This window comes from Bradyrhizobium sp. BR13661, from assembly GCF_029892425.1.
In the GTDB taxonomy this organism is placed as follows: domain Bacteria; phylum Pseudomonadota; class Alphaproteobacteria; order Rhizobiales; family Xanthobacteraceae; genus Bradyrhizobium.
The window spans coordinates 260193-273637 of the sequence record NZ_JARXWB010000003.1 but is presented as its reverse complement, the minus strand read 5'-3'; the positions used below and the strand labels follow the sequence as shown (position 1 = coordinate 273637).

At 64.6% G+C, this 13445-nt stretch carries 13 protein-coding genes; 5 read left to right on the top strand and 8 right to left on the bottom strand.

What is annotated here, in order from left to right:
• Nucleotides 1–96: 96 nt before the first annotated feature.
• The 7 genes from M2427_RS06875 to M2427_RS06845 form a co-directional block, all read right to left on the bottom strand.
• Nucleotides 97–1881, bottom strand: coding sequence for an alkaline phosphatase family protein (locus tag M2427_RS06875; protein ID WP_280705455.1), 1785 nt, complete (start codon nt 1879–1881; stop codon nt 97–99).
• A 203-nt stretch (nt 1882–2084) separates the two neighbouring features.
• Complete coding sequence (locus M2427_RS06870; RefSeq protein ID WP_280705454.1) at nt 2085–2765, bottom strand: SDR family oxidoreductase; 681 nt, start codon at nt 2763–2765, stop codon at nt 2085–2087.
• 4 nt (nt 2766–2769) lie between these two features.
• On the bottom strand, nt 2770–3975 hold the full coding sequence (locus M2427_RS06865; protein ID WP_280705453.1) for an exo-alpha-sialidase: 1206 nt from the start codon (nt 3973–3975) through the stop codon (nt 2770–2772).
• Nucleotides 3972–5399 carry a sodium:solute symporter family protein gene (locus tag M2427_RS06860; RefSeq protein WP_280705452.1) on the bottom strand — a complete coding sequence of 476 codons (1428 nt, stop codon included), beginning with the start codon at nt 5397–5399 and terminating at the stop codon, nt 3972–3974. The genes M2427_RS06865 and M2427_RS06860 overlap by 4 nt, the downstream gene beginning before the upstream one ends.
• Before the next feature lie 201 nt (nt 5400–5600).
• Nucleotides 5601–6749, bottom strand: a complete 1149-nt coding sequence (locus M2427_RS06855) for an amidohydrolase (protein WP_280705451.1) — start codon at nt 6747–6749, stop codon at nt 5601–5603.
• An 18-nt stretch (nt 6750–6767) separates the two neighbouring features.
• Nucleotides 6768–7976, bottom strand: coding sequence for a M20/M25/M40 family metallo-hydrolase (locus M2427_RS06850; protein ID WP_280705450.1), 1209 nt, complete (start codon nt 7974–7976; stop codon nt 6768–6770).
• 42 nt (nt 7977–8018) lie between these two features.
• Nucleotides 8019–9278 (bottom strand): MFS transporter, encoded by a 1260-nt coding sequence (locus M2427_RS06845; protein WP_280705449.1) that lies wholly within the window; start codon nt 9276–9278, stop codon nt 8019–8021.
• Nucleotides 9279–9422: 144 nt separating this feature from the next.
• On the opposite strand from M2427_RS06845, the gene M2427_RS06840 reads away from it, so the two are divergent.
• The gene (locus M2427_RS06840) at nt 9423–9743 is read left to right on the top strand and encodes a hypothetical protein (protein ID WP_280705448.1); all 321 of its coding nucleotides are present in this window, start codon (nt 9423–9425) and stop codon (nt 9741–9743) included.
• A 12-nt stretch (nt 9744–9755) separates the two neighbouring features.
• Nucleotides 9756–10382, top strand: coding sequence for a hypothetical protein (locus M2427_RS06835; RefSeq protein WP_280705447.1), 627 nt, complete (start codon nt 9756–9758; stop codon nt 10380–10382).
• A 296-nt stretch (nt 10383–10678) separates the two neighbouring features.
• On the opposite strand, the gene M2427_RS06830 is transcribed toward M2427_RS06835, so the two are convergent.
• Nucleotides 10679–11035 (bottom strand): response regulator, encoded by a 357-nt coding sequence (locus M2427_RS06830; RefSeq protein ID WP_280705446.1) that lies wholly within the window; start codon nt 11033–11035, stop codon nt 10679–10681.
• 205 nt (nt 11036–11240) lie between these two features.
• On the opposite strand from M2427_RS06830, the gene M2427_RS06825 reads away from it, so the two are divergent.
• Genes M2427_RS06825 through cax form a run of 3 tightly spaced genes read left to right on the top strand, consistent with a single transcriptional unit; the run spans nt 11241 to nt 13377 of the window.
• On the top strand, nt 11241–11906 hold the full coding sequence (locus M2427_RS06825; RefSeq protein WP_280705445.1) for a helix-turn-helix domain-containing protein: 666 nt from the start codon (nt 11241–11243) through the stop codon (nt 11904–11906).
• Nucleotides 11907–11956: 50 nt separating this feature from the next.
• Nucleotides 11957–12217 (top strand): hypothetical protein, encoded by a 261-nt coding sequence (locus M2427_RS06820; RefSeq protein WP_280705444.1) that lies wholly within the window; start codon nt 11957–11959, stop codon nt 12215–12217.
• A 56-nt stretch (nt 12218–12273) separates the two neighbouring features.
• Nucleotides 12274–13377 carry a calcium/proton exchanger gene (gene cax, locus M2427_RS06815; protein WP_280705443.1) on the top strand — a complete coding sequence of 368 codons (1104 nt, stop codon included), beginning with the start codon at nt 12274–12276 and terminating at the stop codon, nt 13375–13377.
• The last annotated feature ends 68 nt before the right edge of the window (nt 13378–13445 follow it).

Below are 13445 nucleotides of genomic sequence, written 5' to 3'. Positions count from 1 at the left end.
ACTCTGGGTTCGAACAGACGCTGATGACCGGCGGCTGAGATACAGCCGCCGGCCACGCTTTCAGCAGACGCAAAACTCTGACCTGATGAGCGTTGCCTAGTCGTCGTCCCTGTCACCGTGCTCGAAGAGTTCGGGAAGAACGCGGGTGCCTTCTTGCCGGACGGAGTCCAGCGCGCGGGTGGGAAGCCCAAGGGCGCGCAGGATGGTCGGCGCGATCTGGGTCGTATGCACGAGCTCGTTGACCTTCCCGCCTTCGACGGAAGGTCCCGCGACAAGCAGGGCCACATGGGTGTCGTCGAGCGTCCCGCCACCGTGCTCGGCAATCTTCTTCTTGCTGCCCGAATAGATCACACCGTGGTCGGGCTGGATGAAGATGTCGGGCGCTCTGGCGGCGGCGATCGAGCCGGGCACGCGGGGGTCGCCGAAGATATCGGCAAGCGCGTCACCCGAGACGATGTTGGAGCCGAAGATCGTTCCTGGCGGCAGCGTGCCGGCGTGGATCGGAATGGCATTGTTGTGCAGGCTGATCACGGCCTGCTTCACATCTGCCGGCGTGTTGGGTTGAAGCCAGACGATACCAACGTCGTCCGTCTGCAGGTGGCCGCCTTGCGCATATTGGCTGCCACTGTTCGGGTTGGTGAACGCGGAGAAGGTCTGGTCGACAGGCGCGTTGATGACGCTGCCCGGATCCACCACCGTGTGGTCCGGGGCCTGGGTCGCCTTGGCTTCCATCTGCAGCTTGGTGGGATCGATCGGCGACTGGGCGTGCTTTGCCGACACGATGATCAGCGTGTCCTCGAGCAGGTCCCGTGCCTTCAACGCATCGACCATGCGCTTGATCGAGGCGTCGGTGTGCGCGATGGCATGGGCGAGGATCGGCTTCTGCGCGAGTTGTGCGTCGTAACCGCCGGCCACCAGCTTCTCGCCGACGCTGACCGCCTGGAAGTTCATGCCGAAAATCGCCGGCGCCCGGCCGGTCCAGGGCTGGCCTTCGGCGCGTTTTCCGTTGATCCAGTTGATGACCGCGTTGACCTTGATGTCGTCATAGGCCTCTTGGGTCGGTGCGCAGTCGACATATTGCACCGGTGCTTTGTTGCCGAACGCCAGCGTCGAGTTCGTCGCGTCGCATTTGCCGGCGGGGCCGGCGAGATCAACGCCGTTTGCCGAGGAAGGTCCCGGCGGGGTTGCGGTGGTGATGTTCGAGTTGATCTCGGGTGTGTAGAGCTCGTCGATATTGGGCGTGCCGACGAACGGGCCGTTCGCGATGTCGTAGGCCGGATGCTTGTCGGACCATGCCGTCTGCAGGCCGGCTTTGTGAGCGACACCGAAGATCGTGTTGACCTTGAGGAAATCGTGCGGGAACACCTTGGTGCAGCTGCCGTCGGCATGGCGCTGCTGAGGCAGGAAGGCCGGGTCGATGCCCCCGCTGAACAATTTGGTCGAGTCGAAATCGAGCGACTCGTCCAGCACGACTTCGGTTCCCGCATTGCCGCTGCAACCGGTCGCGACAGCGGGGAATTTTCCGTCCGGCGAGAACAGGGTGCGATCGTAGCTGTCGTCATAATAGACGCCGGTCGTTTTCGGTGTTCCACCCGTCAGTTGCGCGAGCAAGCCGGGGAACGAATCGGAGGGCGTTGTCGTCCGCGCGTTGGTATAGGTGAGGCCGTGGCCCGCGAGCTTCGCGAGGGTCGGGCAGGCGCCGCTTTGCAGGCAGGTCGCGAGATCGTGCTGGTGCAAGCCATCGATGCTCAGGAGAAGCACGTGCCTGACGCGGTGGTGATCGTCGTCCGCGCGGCTTGCCTGTGGGAAAAGGATCTGAGAAGCGAGCACACTCGCGATCGCGCCGGTCGACAGAAAATAGTTACGAAGGTTTCGTGCCACTTCGCCCTCCCTGTTATTTAGTGAGATAGGAACTCAGTGAGGTCAGAATTGGCCCACCGAACGGCGGCAATCCTATTCGTCGCCACTTGACGCAACGATGACGTCTCCTTGCTAGTTTGATGACCGTACCCAGCGAGGTGATGTGATCGGAGAGATGCAGCAACGGCTGCACAACTTGCCGCTTGACGAGGACGCGCCCTGGCTCAGAGGGAGCTGCCGCCGCAGATGACGAGCTGCTGTCCGGTGATGGCGGCAGCATCCGCCGAGAGCAGGAACGCCACGGCGGCAGCGACTTCCTCCGGCCGAATGAAGCGGCCGAGCGGCGGCAGTTTTGGTGTGACGTTGGCGCGCGTCGGGTCCTTTAGCATCGGCGTCTCGGTCGCGGCCGGCGCAACCACGTTGACAGTGATACCGCGTGGCGCGAGCTCGCTCGCCCAGGACCGCGCCATTGCGACCAGCGCCGCCTTCGTCGCGGCGTATTGACCGCGGCCAGCTGCGCCCGATGCGGTGCGGCTGCCGATGAAGACGATGCGCCCGCCTTGCGGCAGAATCGGTGCCAGCGCGTCGGCGAGACGCCCGGCGGCGTCGACATGCAGCCGCCACATCGCAGCACCGTCGTCGTGGTCCAGCGATCCGAGCGGGGCGACTTTGAGCATGCCGGCCGCGTGAACCAGCGCGGTCGGCGTGAGATCAGCGACGGCAGCAGCAATCGCATCGACATTAGCGAGATCGAGCGACACATGCGCGAACGCCGGATGATCGAACGTGACAGGTCGCCGGCTGATCCCGGTCACCCGCCAGCCGTCGCGCAGCAGGCGCTCGACGATCGCAGCGCCGATACCCGAACTGGCGCCGGTGACGAGCGCGTGCGGCCTCTTGTCCATCACCTCAGCCCCGCATCACCCATGGTTCGCTGACGCGGACATATTTGATCGCGCGGCGATGGAAGGTAAAGGCCATATGGATCGCGCCGTCGGCGGTCTGCTTGACGGACGGATAGGACAGCTCGCGATTAGTCTGGTCCCGCGAATTGTTGGTCATGCAATAGCCGTCGCCGATCTCGACGTTGCGTTTGCGCCAGCTCTTTCCACCGTCGGTCGAGATCGACAAGGTCATCGGCGCCCGCGGCGCGCCCCAGAACGCGGTGCGTCCGTCCGACTTGCCGCCGTCGCCGGCGAGTACGGGCGGAAGGTCGTCCTCGATTTCGTCATAGAGCGAGAGGCGGCGCCCGGTCGCATTCTTTGCGCTGGAATCGTTGAAGACCAGCGCGAGGTGGCCATTGTCGAGCCGCGTCAGCTGGATCGAGGAATTGTTGTTGGGGAGCGCAGTCGGCGTCGGCGCCGACCAGCTGCGGCCGTGATCGGTCGAGCGGCTCTGGTAGATGTTGTCGGCCCAGCGGCTGCGGTACATCGCGATCAGCGAGCCGTCGTCGAGGCGCGCGATGCTCATATGCACGCAGCCGCGGCTGCCTGATACCTCGATATCGCGCCAGGTCTTGCCGGCGTCGGACGAGAGCTTCACCGCGCTGGTGTCTTCGTCGCCGTTCCATTTCTTGCCCGGCGTGCTGTGGCAATAGAACACCGGGAGCAGCCAATCGCCATTGTCGAGCACGAGGATCGGCTGGCGGATGAAGGTGCCACGGCCGCGATGCTCGGGGAACAACGTCTCGATCGGACCCCAGCTCTTGCCGTTGTCGCGGGAGAGGCGGCGGCGGATGATGGCGGTGTCCTGGTTGCCCGCGAGCTGCGCCGTCCACATCAGCCACAGTGTGCCGTCGGGGGCAGGAAACAGCACCGGGTTCTGCTCGGAACGGCCGGGATCGTCGGACAGCTTTTCGGCGCGCGTCCACTGCGTCGCGCCGCGCGGCAGCCGTGAGAAATACACCGAGATGTCGGACATGCCTTCCTGCGTGCCGCCGAACCAGACGCAGGCGAGATCGCCACCCGCGAGCGGCATCAGATTGGCTGCGTGGTTCTGCACGCAAGGCGAGGGAATGAAGGCATCGAACCTATCAGGATCGCCGGGCACTTCGCGAACAGTGCCGTCGGCCGTGATCTCGATGTCGACAATCGCGACCTCGGTACCGATGGTCATGTCGACGTCCTCTCAACGAACGCATTGGGTTGCGCGGCCTGCGGGGCGGCAGGTGCGTGGCCCATCACCAGGCGCTCGATCGCCATCACCACGAGCGGCGTCACCGCGGCGATGTACATGTTGTCGATGCCGAAGGGATTGCCGAGCACGTACCAGACCGTGGTCGAGACGGCCGCGCCGATCAGGCCGGCGGTGGCGCCGCGGTTGCTGGCGAACAGTGGTAGATAGAAGCCCAGCATCGCCACCATCGTGATCGATAGCCGCAGCGCGCGCGTGAAGAACGACAGTTTCAGGATCTCCGGGATGAAGAACACGAAGATCAGCGGCACGATCGCGATCAGAACCGAGAACACGCGCGTCATCTTCAGCTCGCGCTCCGGCGTCGGCTTCCAATAGGGGACGTAGAAGTCGCGCACGACCAGCGAAGCGATCGCGAGCGCCACGGTGCAGACGCTGACGAAGATCGAGGCGACCAGCGAGGTCGTCACGAAGGCGGAGGCCAGCGGCGGCATTTTTTCAAGGAACACCGGCAGCGCGTAGAGGCTGTTCATATCAGGATAGAGATATCTCGCGGCGACGCCGATCAGCGCGAGCAGCAGACCGAGCGGCAGGCAGAACGCGGCCGCATAATAGGTCGCTTTGCGGGCGTCGTCGGCGCTTGGCGTCGAGGAGATCGCCTGCACGATGAACTGCGTCGAGAAGATCGCGCCGACGGTGCCGAAAGTCCAGGCGAAGATGGTCGCGAAGCCGATCTTGCCGTCCCACGAGAAATAATAGGCCGGCAGCTTGGCCTGGATCGGCGCGATGCCGCCGGTCAGCGACATCGCGACCGTGAAGATGATGATGATGCCGACGACCTTGAAGGCGCTGTGCAGGATCGTCACCCAGGCGACACCCTTCAATCCGCCGAACACGTAGTAGAAGGTCGAGACGACGGCGATGATGCACATCGCAACCGGCAGGCTGACATGCAGCGAGGCGGCGATCGCAGCCGCGCCGCTGACGTAATTGCCGACATTCACCAGCAGCAGCGCGTAGATCATGATCACGGACACCGTGAGCATGGTCGACTTGCCGTATTTCTGCGCGATCGCCGCCGAGATGGTGTATTCGCCGGAGGCGTAGAGCTTCTTCACCATCAGCATTCCGAACAGCAGGAAGCCGATCGAGGCGCCGAGCACGGCCCATCCGGCGGCCATGCCCGACTGGAACGCTTCCTGCGCCGTGCCGACGGTCGATTTGGCGCCGACGAATTCGCTCATCATCAGCACGCCGACGACCACGGCCGGCATCGCGCGCGAGGCGGTCATGAACTGATCGCTGGTCCGGCTGCGCAGCTTCAGCGTGAGCCAGGAGGTGAAGGCGATGTAGGCGACGATCATCGCGATGACGAGCGTGCTGTCGCCGGTGAGGATGGCTTGCATCGGTGACGTTTCCTCTGGTGGCCGTGGACGCGGTGTTGTCAGCCCGCAGTTGCCAATGGCGAAATGTTCGGAATGCGAACAATTGTTGTTGATATTGATTAAACCTGCTCCGACGCCGTGCGTCAAGCGCACGCGCACCAATCCGCAGCGCAACCCGTCGCGCCGGCGGCCATTGCCGCAGCAAAGGTCAGGAGGTTCCGGCTAGTTCGCCGACAGCGCCGTCTTGGCGACTTCCGCCATCCAGCTCGATGCCACGGGAAGAATCGCGTCGTTGAAATCGTAGCGGGGGCCGTGCAGCTCGGCGCCGTCGCGCAAGGGTCCGTTGCCGATCCACACGAACGCGCCGGGGCGCTGCTGGAGGTAGAACGCGAAGTCTTCGCCGGCCATGCTCGGTGCGAGATCGCTTCTGAGTTTTGCCTTCACCTTGTCCGCGGCGATGCGTGCGAGGCCGGCTTCCTCGGGCGAGTTGGCGGTCACGCCGACGCCCATCACGATATCGGGCGTCACCTTGACGTCGAAGCTCGTGGCAATGCCGGCGCAGATCTCGCCGATGCGCGCGAGGATGATGTCCTTCACGTGATTGCGGTGATGCCGCAGCGTGCCGCGGATCACGACCTTGCCCGCGATCTGGTTGGCCGCGGTGCCGCCCTCGATCGCCGACAGCGAGAGCACGGCGGTGTCGAGCGGATCGACACTGCGCGACACGATCGATTGCATCGCCACGATCAGATGGCCGGCCGCCATCACGGGATCGCGTGTCAGATGCGGCATGCCGGCGTGGCCCGCATGGCCCTCGATGGTGATGGTGACGCGTCCGCCCGAGGCCATCACCGCGCCGTCATGGACCGCGATGGTGCCGGCTTCCAGGCCCGGCCAGTTGTGAAAGCCAAACACGCGATCCATCGGGAAGCGCTCGAACAGCCCGGCCGCGACCATCGCGCGCGAGCCGCCAAAGCCTTCCTCGGCCGGCTGGAAGATGAAATCGACGGTGCCGCTCCAGCTGGTATCGGCCGCCAGCAGCGCCGCCGCACCGAGCAGCGAGGCGGTGTGCCCGTCATGTCCGCAGGCGTGCATCACGCCAGGGGTCTTCGAGGCATAGTTGAGCGCGGTATCTTCCGTGATCGGCAGCGCGTCCATGTCGGCCCGCAAGCCGACGCGCCCCTCGGCCGATCCGCGCGTCAGCGTCGCGACCACGCCGTGGCCGCCGATTCCCGCTTCAAAGGGAATGCCGAGCTCGGTGAGCCGCTCCTGCACGAAGGCGGCGGTCGCCTTCTCCTGCAGCGACAGTTCGGGATGCGCATGCAGATGCTGGCGCCACGCGGTGAGTTTTTGATGCAATTCGGGGGTCAAGGCGCGGCGTCTCTCGTTTCAGTTACGCATCGTCGCGAGCTGCACGGCCAGCGCACACGCCCGGTCATATTCGTCGAGATTGATCCACTCGTCGATCGTGTGCGCCTCGTTCTGCCCCGCGCCGAAGGTCACGGTCGGAATGCCGTGGCGAACCATCCAGTTGGCGTCCAACCCGCCATTGGCGGCGCGGACATTCGGCGTGCCGCCGACCGCGGAGACGGCCTCGATCGCGCGCTTCACCACCGGCAGGTTCTCCTTCATCCGGAACGGATAATAGTCGGTCTCGGCCTTGAACTTGACCTTGCCGGACTTGCCTTGCGTATTCGTCACTTTCTTCGCCGCCTTCTCGAACGCGGTCTTGTAGGCCTTGGTGATCTCCTTGAAGAATTTTCCGTCATGGCTGCGGCTTTCGCCGCGCACATGCACGTAGTCGGTGACGACATTGGTGGCGTCGCCCGCGGGGCGGCCGTCGCCGCCGGTGACGGGGCCGACATTGCTGGTGCCCATCCGCGCGCTCGCGCCCTTGCCCTTCACCACCTTGCCGAACCAGCCGCCGGCCTTCACGTCGGCAAGCGCCAGCGCCATGATCATCGTGGAGGAGATGCCGCGCTCGGGCGCGACGCCGGCATGCGAGGCGCGGCCGAAGATCTCCACCGACCAGCGGTCGGCGCCAACCGCGCCGATGGTGACGTTGGAGGCGGGACCGCCGTCATAGTTGAACGCCATCACCGGCGAGCCGAGCTCGGCGAGCTTGACGTGGCGCGCGCCGTAGAGCCCGCTCTCCTCGCGCACGCAGAACAAGAGCGTGATCGGCGGATGATCGAGCTTCTGCTTCTCGAGCTCGGCGGCAAGCGTCACCAGCACGCCGCAGCCGCATCTGTTATCGCCGCCGAGCGCGGTCCTGGCCTCGTTGACGATCTTGCGGCCGGATTTCTTTGGCCTCGCGCCGGCGCAGAGCGGCACGGTGTCCATATGGGTCATGAACATGATGCGCGGCTGGTTGTGCAGCGCGCCGCGGCCGGGCAGGTCGACGATGAGGTTGCCGGTTTCGGTCGGCACGGGAATGCGGGTGTTGGCATCGTCGAGCCGGATCGCCTTTTCAGGCACGCCGCTTTCCTTCAGCGCGGCGGTGAGCTCGCGCCCGATCGCCGCCTCCTGTCCGGTGACGCCTTCCACGGCGAGGAAGCGCATGAGGCGGTCGGTGGCGGCTTTGGTGTCGACGGGCATGAGGCATTCCTTTGATGCGCGGACTCGTAGGGTGGGCCCACCCTACGAAGTCGCCGACGTGTAAGTCAAAAAGATCATCACCCCCACCAGCAGCATCGCCGCCATGAACAGCAGCACCGCCGGCAGCCCCGCGAAAGCCGCCACCGCGCCGGTGACCGACTGCATCAGCGCGGTGCCGAGGAAGAAGGCTAGGTTCACCGCCGCCAGCGCCTTGCCTGCGGTCTGCGCGTCCACCAGTTGCCGGCACATGCCGAACAGCAGCGGCTGGGCGGAGGTGGCAAGGCCAATCAGCACGAACAGCACGAGGTCATATTGCGGCGGCATGACCGTTACGCCGAACAGCCATGCAACCGCATAATGCGGCGCGCCCAGCGCCATCAGCACGACCAGCGTCGCCGCGACCGTGTGCGTGGCGGCCACCAGCTCCCGGCGGCGGCCGACCTTGCGATCGACCATGCCCATCAAGAGCGGACCCGCGATCATCGCCAGCGTGTAGGCGCCGAGCTGGTTGCCGGCCTCGACCCGCGACAGGCCCTTGACCTGCATCAGCCACGGTCCGCCCCACAAGCCGCGCAGCACCAGCGAGGTCGCCAGCGACACCAGCGCCAGCGCGATCAGCCCGCGCAACGGGCGCGAGAAGCCAAGCCGCAGCACTTCGCTCATCTGCGACAGCGGCGAAGAATCGTCCTTGTGCTCGGCCGGCTGGTTCGGCACCAGCACGACCACCGCGAGCGCGACCACAAGGCCGCCTGCTGCCGCGATCCAGAATCCGGCGCGCCAGCCATATTGGTCGACGACGAAGGCGAGCGGGCTCGACGACAACAGCATGCCGATATTTCCGATCGACAGGATCGCGCCCGACCACAGGCCGAAGCGCGCCGCCGACAATTGCTTGGCCGCCAGTGTCATCGGGCACATCAGCATGCCCGATGTGGCGATGCCCAGCAGCAACTGCCCGAACGCAAAACTCTCAGGCCCCGTCGCAAAGCCCGACGCGATCGCGCCGACCACGGTTCCCGCAAGCAGGCTCAGCGACACCGGCCGCACGCCGAAGCGATCCATCGCCGCGCCGACCGGGATCTGCGAGGCTGCAAAGGCAAAATGATAGACCGAGGTGAGGCTCCCCAACGCCTGCGGCTGCACGTGGAAATCCGCCGCCATCAGGTCGAGGCTGAGCGCCGGGATGGTGCGCAGCAAGGTCGACAGCATGTGCCCGCAGGCGAGCGCCACCAGCGCAAAAATCAGCGCGCTTGGGCCATGTTCCACATCGCGTCCCGCTTCATCATCGGCAGCCGCTGTCATCGGCGTTCCGTCCCCGGCAAGGTTTTTCGTGCCGTTACACGATCGGAACGTTTGTGCCAATAGTTGGAGAAGGGAAATGGCGCTAGCAACCAATCCGATCCCCGATTGTTGTCGCCGGCACAATCATTTGCAGGAGACCACGACATGTCACGTATAGCTTTGCTGGCCGCAACCTTGTTGCTGCTCGCGTCGGCGCCCGCGGGCGCCCAGTCGCAGCCCGCACAAAGCGGGCCGGGCAACAATGCCGTCAACAGCTCGGATCAGAACAATTCGAACGCTCCGGTTTCGGGCCGCAACAGCTTCACCGAGGGCCAGGCGAAATCGCGGATCGAGGGGGCGGGATATTCCAACGTCTCCGGCCTGCAGAAGGACAACGAAGGCGTCTGGCGCGGCAAGGCCGACAAGGCCGGCACGAAGACCGACGTCAGCGTCGATTTCCAAGGCAACGTCAATTCCACGAAATAAGGAGCAGATAGCATGACAACCACCATTTCTCGCCTCTACGATAATTACTCCGACGCGGAGCGGGCCGTCGGCCGGCTCGAGAGCGCTGGCGTGCCGCATAGCGATATCAGCATCGTCGCCAACAATTCCGACAATTGGTACGGTTCAAAGAGCGGCAAGGTTGACCGCGACCGCGACGGCGTGGACGACCGGGCCGAAGGGGCCGGTAAGGGTGCCGGTATCGGCGCCGGACTCGGCGGCGCGGCGGGCCTCCTCGCTGGTCTGGGTCTCCTTGCCATTCCGGGCCTCGGGCCGGTCGTGGCTGCGGGATGGCTTGCCGCTACGGCGGTTGGTGCGGCCGCCGGCGCGGCCACGGGCGGCATCGTCGGCGCGCTCACCGAAGCCGGCGTCTCGAAGGAAGATGCTTCGCGCTATGCGGAAGGCGTTCGTCGCGGTGGTACGCTCGTGACTGCGAAGGTGCCCGAAAGCGATCGCGCACGTCTCGATGCCCTTCTCCAGGAGAGCTCCGTCAACCTTCAGGAGCGCAGCTCAGCTTGGCAGAAGACCGGCTGGAACGACTTCGATGCGGCAAGCCCGCCGTTGTCTCCGGAGGATATCGGCCGCGAGCGCGAGCTTTACGGGACGGGTGTGCGACGTTAAGCCGCCGTCAGTGTCGAAGACAAAGGCCCCGCACAGCGGGGCCTTTTTTAAGGATGGCGCCAAAGCCTAAAGCTTCCGATAAGTGACATGCGCAGTCGCAAATGGGATGCCCGCGCGTCCGGCGCTGCCGCAAACATAAGCCGTAAGCCGCCGTTCTATTGGAAGTTCCTCGCGCTGGAATTGCTGCGCTAAATGCGCTCGACTGTTCCATCGCGAGCCCGCATTGAACAACGAGATGGGCGCGGAGCGGACGATCGCACGCTCATCAACGGGCGAGACGACAGCCGGAAGACAGTTTATTGGAGGGCTTCGGCCAGAAGCGCAGTCGGGTAGACGGGTTTGTTGAAGAACTTTGCGCCAGGTGGCAACGGCCGCGGCAGCGGACGGCCCGAGATGACGATAATCCGCATGTCGGCGTTGTGCTGCTTAGCATAGTGCGCGAGATCCACGCCGTCCATCTCCCCGACCAGATTGATGTCGGTGACCATCAATGTCGGGTGCTTCATCTTCAGCGCCAGGGCCGCGGTCTCGGCATCCTCGCACTGTAGCACCTCGAAATCGCTCTCTTCGAGCAGCAGCGTCAGCATCTCGCGTTGGATGTCATCATCTTCGACGACGATCGCGGTCGGCCTGATCGGCTTTGATTGGCCCATGATGCACCTCACTTCCCAGCATTTGTTAAGTGCGAGGGGGGCTGTTCTGTTCCCGGTGGAGTGTACTTGGGGCTGCACGGCTCGCGTGCACGCCGCACGGTGTTCGCTCTCTCCAGTCTCGCCGCGACCCTATGTTCAAATTGCGCTGGATCAACCTGCCTGTTTTTCCCGGAGCTAGGATGCGACAACGTCGGGAGGAACAAAAATGCTGGTGAGAACCAACAGGGCGAGCGACCGTCCGATTGACGGACATCTGGCAGAGCTCGCGGGCGAGCGCGTCTTCGCGAGCGAGTTCCGGTATCGGAGGGGGGCCGAGATTTTCGGCGAGGGCGAAGAGGCGGAATACGTCTACCAAATTACCTCCGGTACCGTGCGGACTTACAAGCTGCTGATGGATGGACGCCGGCAGATCAACGCGTTTCACGTGCCGGGTGACATGTTCGGCTTCGAAAATGGCCCAACTCACCGGTTCACTGCGGATGCTGTCGTCCAGACGGACGTTCGTATCATCAAGCGTAGCAGCTTGCTGGAGGCGCTTTCGGGCCATGAGATCAGCACCAAGGCGCTGATCGGCATGGTCACTCAAAATCTCCGGCATGCCGAGAGCCACATGCTTTTGCTGGGCCGCAAGACGTCGCTCGAAAAGGTGTCCGCGTTCCTTGTCGAGATGGACGAGCGGCTGGGTCATCCCGACAGGCTGACATTGCCGATGAGCCGCCGCGACATCGCGGACTATCTCGGACTGACCCTGGAGACCGTCTCGCGAACCCTTTCGATCCTGCGGGACAGGGAATTGCTGCGGTTCGAAGGGACGACCCAGCGATCGATCGAGTTGCTCGACCGCGACGGACTGGTCGAACTGGACGGCTGACGCGCTCAGCGCGAGCGGCGCGGTCCACGTCCGAGGGGGAGGATGGCAAAATGACGCTTCGTCGATTGTTGCGTGGCTCCTCGGTGCCGCCAGAGACGGTCGCGCAACTCAACATCGCTTACGGCAAGACCCTTCGCGCGCTGAATCTTGTCGACCGCGATGATCCCGTTTCCGAGATTGTCGCAAGGCGGATCATCGAGATCGCCAATGCCGGCGTTCGCGACCCCGGGCAGATTTGCAGGATGGCGGTCGAGCAGCTCGAACCGGGTGAGGGGCGCGGAAGGGTGCCGCCGCCCGGCACGGCCTGTTGAGGTAGATCAATAACCGGCCGATCGCCGACGCCACGCTCGGGTCGGGGAGATGCATCATGAACGCACTGATCGAGGAAGTCAGGCACAGCCCGTTGCTGTGGTTGCTGGTTTTCGTTCCGGTGGTGATCGTCGCCGCGCATGTCGTGCCGGAAGCGCACACACTCCTGTTCGTGCTGGCCGTGATCGCCATCGTTCCGCTCGCTAGCCTGCTCAGCCACGCCACCGAAGCCGTTGCCGAAAGGACGGGAGACGCCGTCGGTGGGCTGTTGAATGCGACGCTCGGCAATCTGACCGAGCTGATCATCGCGGTGGCGGCCCTGCGCGCCGGTGAGTACATGCTGGTCAAGGCGTCGATCGCCGGCGCGATCGTCACCAATGCGCTGTTCATGCTGGGGGCATCGCTGCTGCTGGGCGGACTGAAGCATCACGTGCAGGAGTATAATCGTGCGGGTGGACGGCTGCATTCGGCGTTGCTGCTGATGGCGACGATCGCGTTGCTGTCGCCATCCGCGGTGGCGGACCTCAACTTTCCCGGCATGGAGGCCGCGGTTCATCGACTGAGTGCGGCGCTGGCCGTTCTCCTCATCGTTGCCTACGGTCTCAGCCTGCTGTTCTCGCTGCGCACGCACAAGGAGCTGTTCGCCAGTGGCGAGCACGGCGAGGCGGGCGGGCCGGCGCTGCCGATCGCGGTGGCCGTTCCGACACTGCTGGCGGTGACGGTGCTGGTCGCGCTCGTCAGCGAGATCTTCGTCGAGTCGGTGCAGAAGGCGGCCGAGACCCTCGGCATGACGCCGGCGTTCGTCGGCTTCATCGTGGTTGCCCTTGTCGGTGCCGCCGCCGAAATGGCGGTTGCATTTTCCGCGGCTCGCCGCGACAGGCTCGACATGAGCGTCAGCATCGCATTGGGCAGCGCGTCCCAGATCGCCCTGTTCGTCGCCCCCGTGCTGGTGCTGCTCAGCTATGTCGCTGGCCCAAAGCCGATGGACCTGCAATTCTGGCCGGGTGCGGTGACCATGGTCATGATCGCCGCCGTCGTCGCATCCTTCGTCACCAATGGCGGACGCTCAGCCTGGTTCGTCGGTGCGCTCCTGCTGTGCATCTACGCCATTTTCGCGATGACACTGTATATGGTGCCGCCGGGCTCCCATGGTCCGGTGTAGGGGCGGGAGGTGCCTGCAGGTGGGACGGGTGCTTCGTCTTGCGCCAGAGCGACGGGCTCGGCCCATAA

Excerpts from the sequence above, each read along its gene's own strand:
- M2427_RS06850 (WP_280705450.1), bottom strand. The coding sequence starts at position 7,976 with ATGCCCGTCGACACCAAAGCCGCCACCGACCGCCTCATGCGCTTCCTC.
- M2427_RS06845 (WP_280705449.1), bottom strand. The coding sequence starts at position 9,278 with ATGACAGCGGCTGCCGATGATGAAGCGGGACGCGATGTGGAACATGGC.
- M2427_RS06860 (WP_280705452.1), bottom strand. The coding sequence starts at position 5,399 with ATGCAAGCCATCCTCACCGGCGACAGCACGCTCGTCATCGCGATGATC.
- cax (WP_280705443.1), top strand. The coding sequence starts at position 12,274 with ATGAACGCACTGATCGAGGAAGTCAGGCACAGCCCGTTGCTGTGGTTG.
- M2427_RS06865 (WP_280705453.1), bottom strand. The coding sequence starts at position 3,975 with ATGACCATCGGTACCGAGGTCGCGATTGTCGACATCGAGATCACGGCC.
- M2427_RS06830 (WP_280705446.1), bottom strand. The coding sequence starts at position 11,035 with ATGGGCCAATCAAAGCCGATCAGGCCGACCGCGATCGTCGTCGAAGAT.
- M2427_RS06835 (WP_280705447.1), top strand. The coding sequence starts at position 9,756 with ATGACAACCACCATTTCTCGCCTCTACGATAATTACTCCGACGCGGAG.
- M2427_RS06820 (WP_280705444.1), top strand. The coding sequence starts at position 11,957 with ATGACGCTTCGTCGATTGTTGCGTGGCTCCTCGGTGCCGCCAGAGACG.
- M2427_RS06825 (WP_280705445.1), top strand. The coding sequence starts at position 11,241 with ATGCTGGTGAGAACCAACAGGGCGAGCGACCGTCCGATTGACGGACAT.
- M2427_RS06870 (WP_280705454.1), bottom strand. The coding sequence starts at position 2,765 with ATGGACAAGAGGCCGCACGCGCTCGTCACCGGCGCCAGTTCGGGTATC.
- M2427_RS06840 (WP_280705448.1), top strand. The coding sequence starts at position 9,423 with ATGTCACGTATAGCTTTGCTGGCCGCAACCTTGTTGCTGCTCGCGTCG.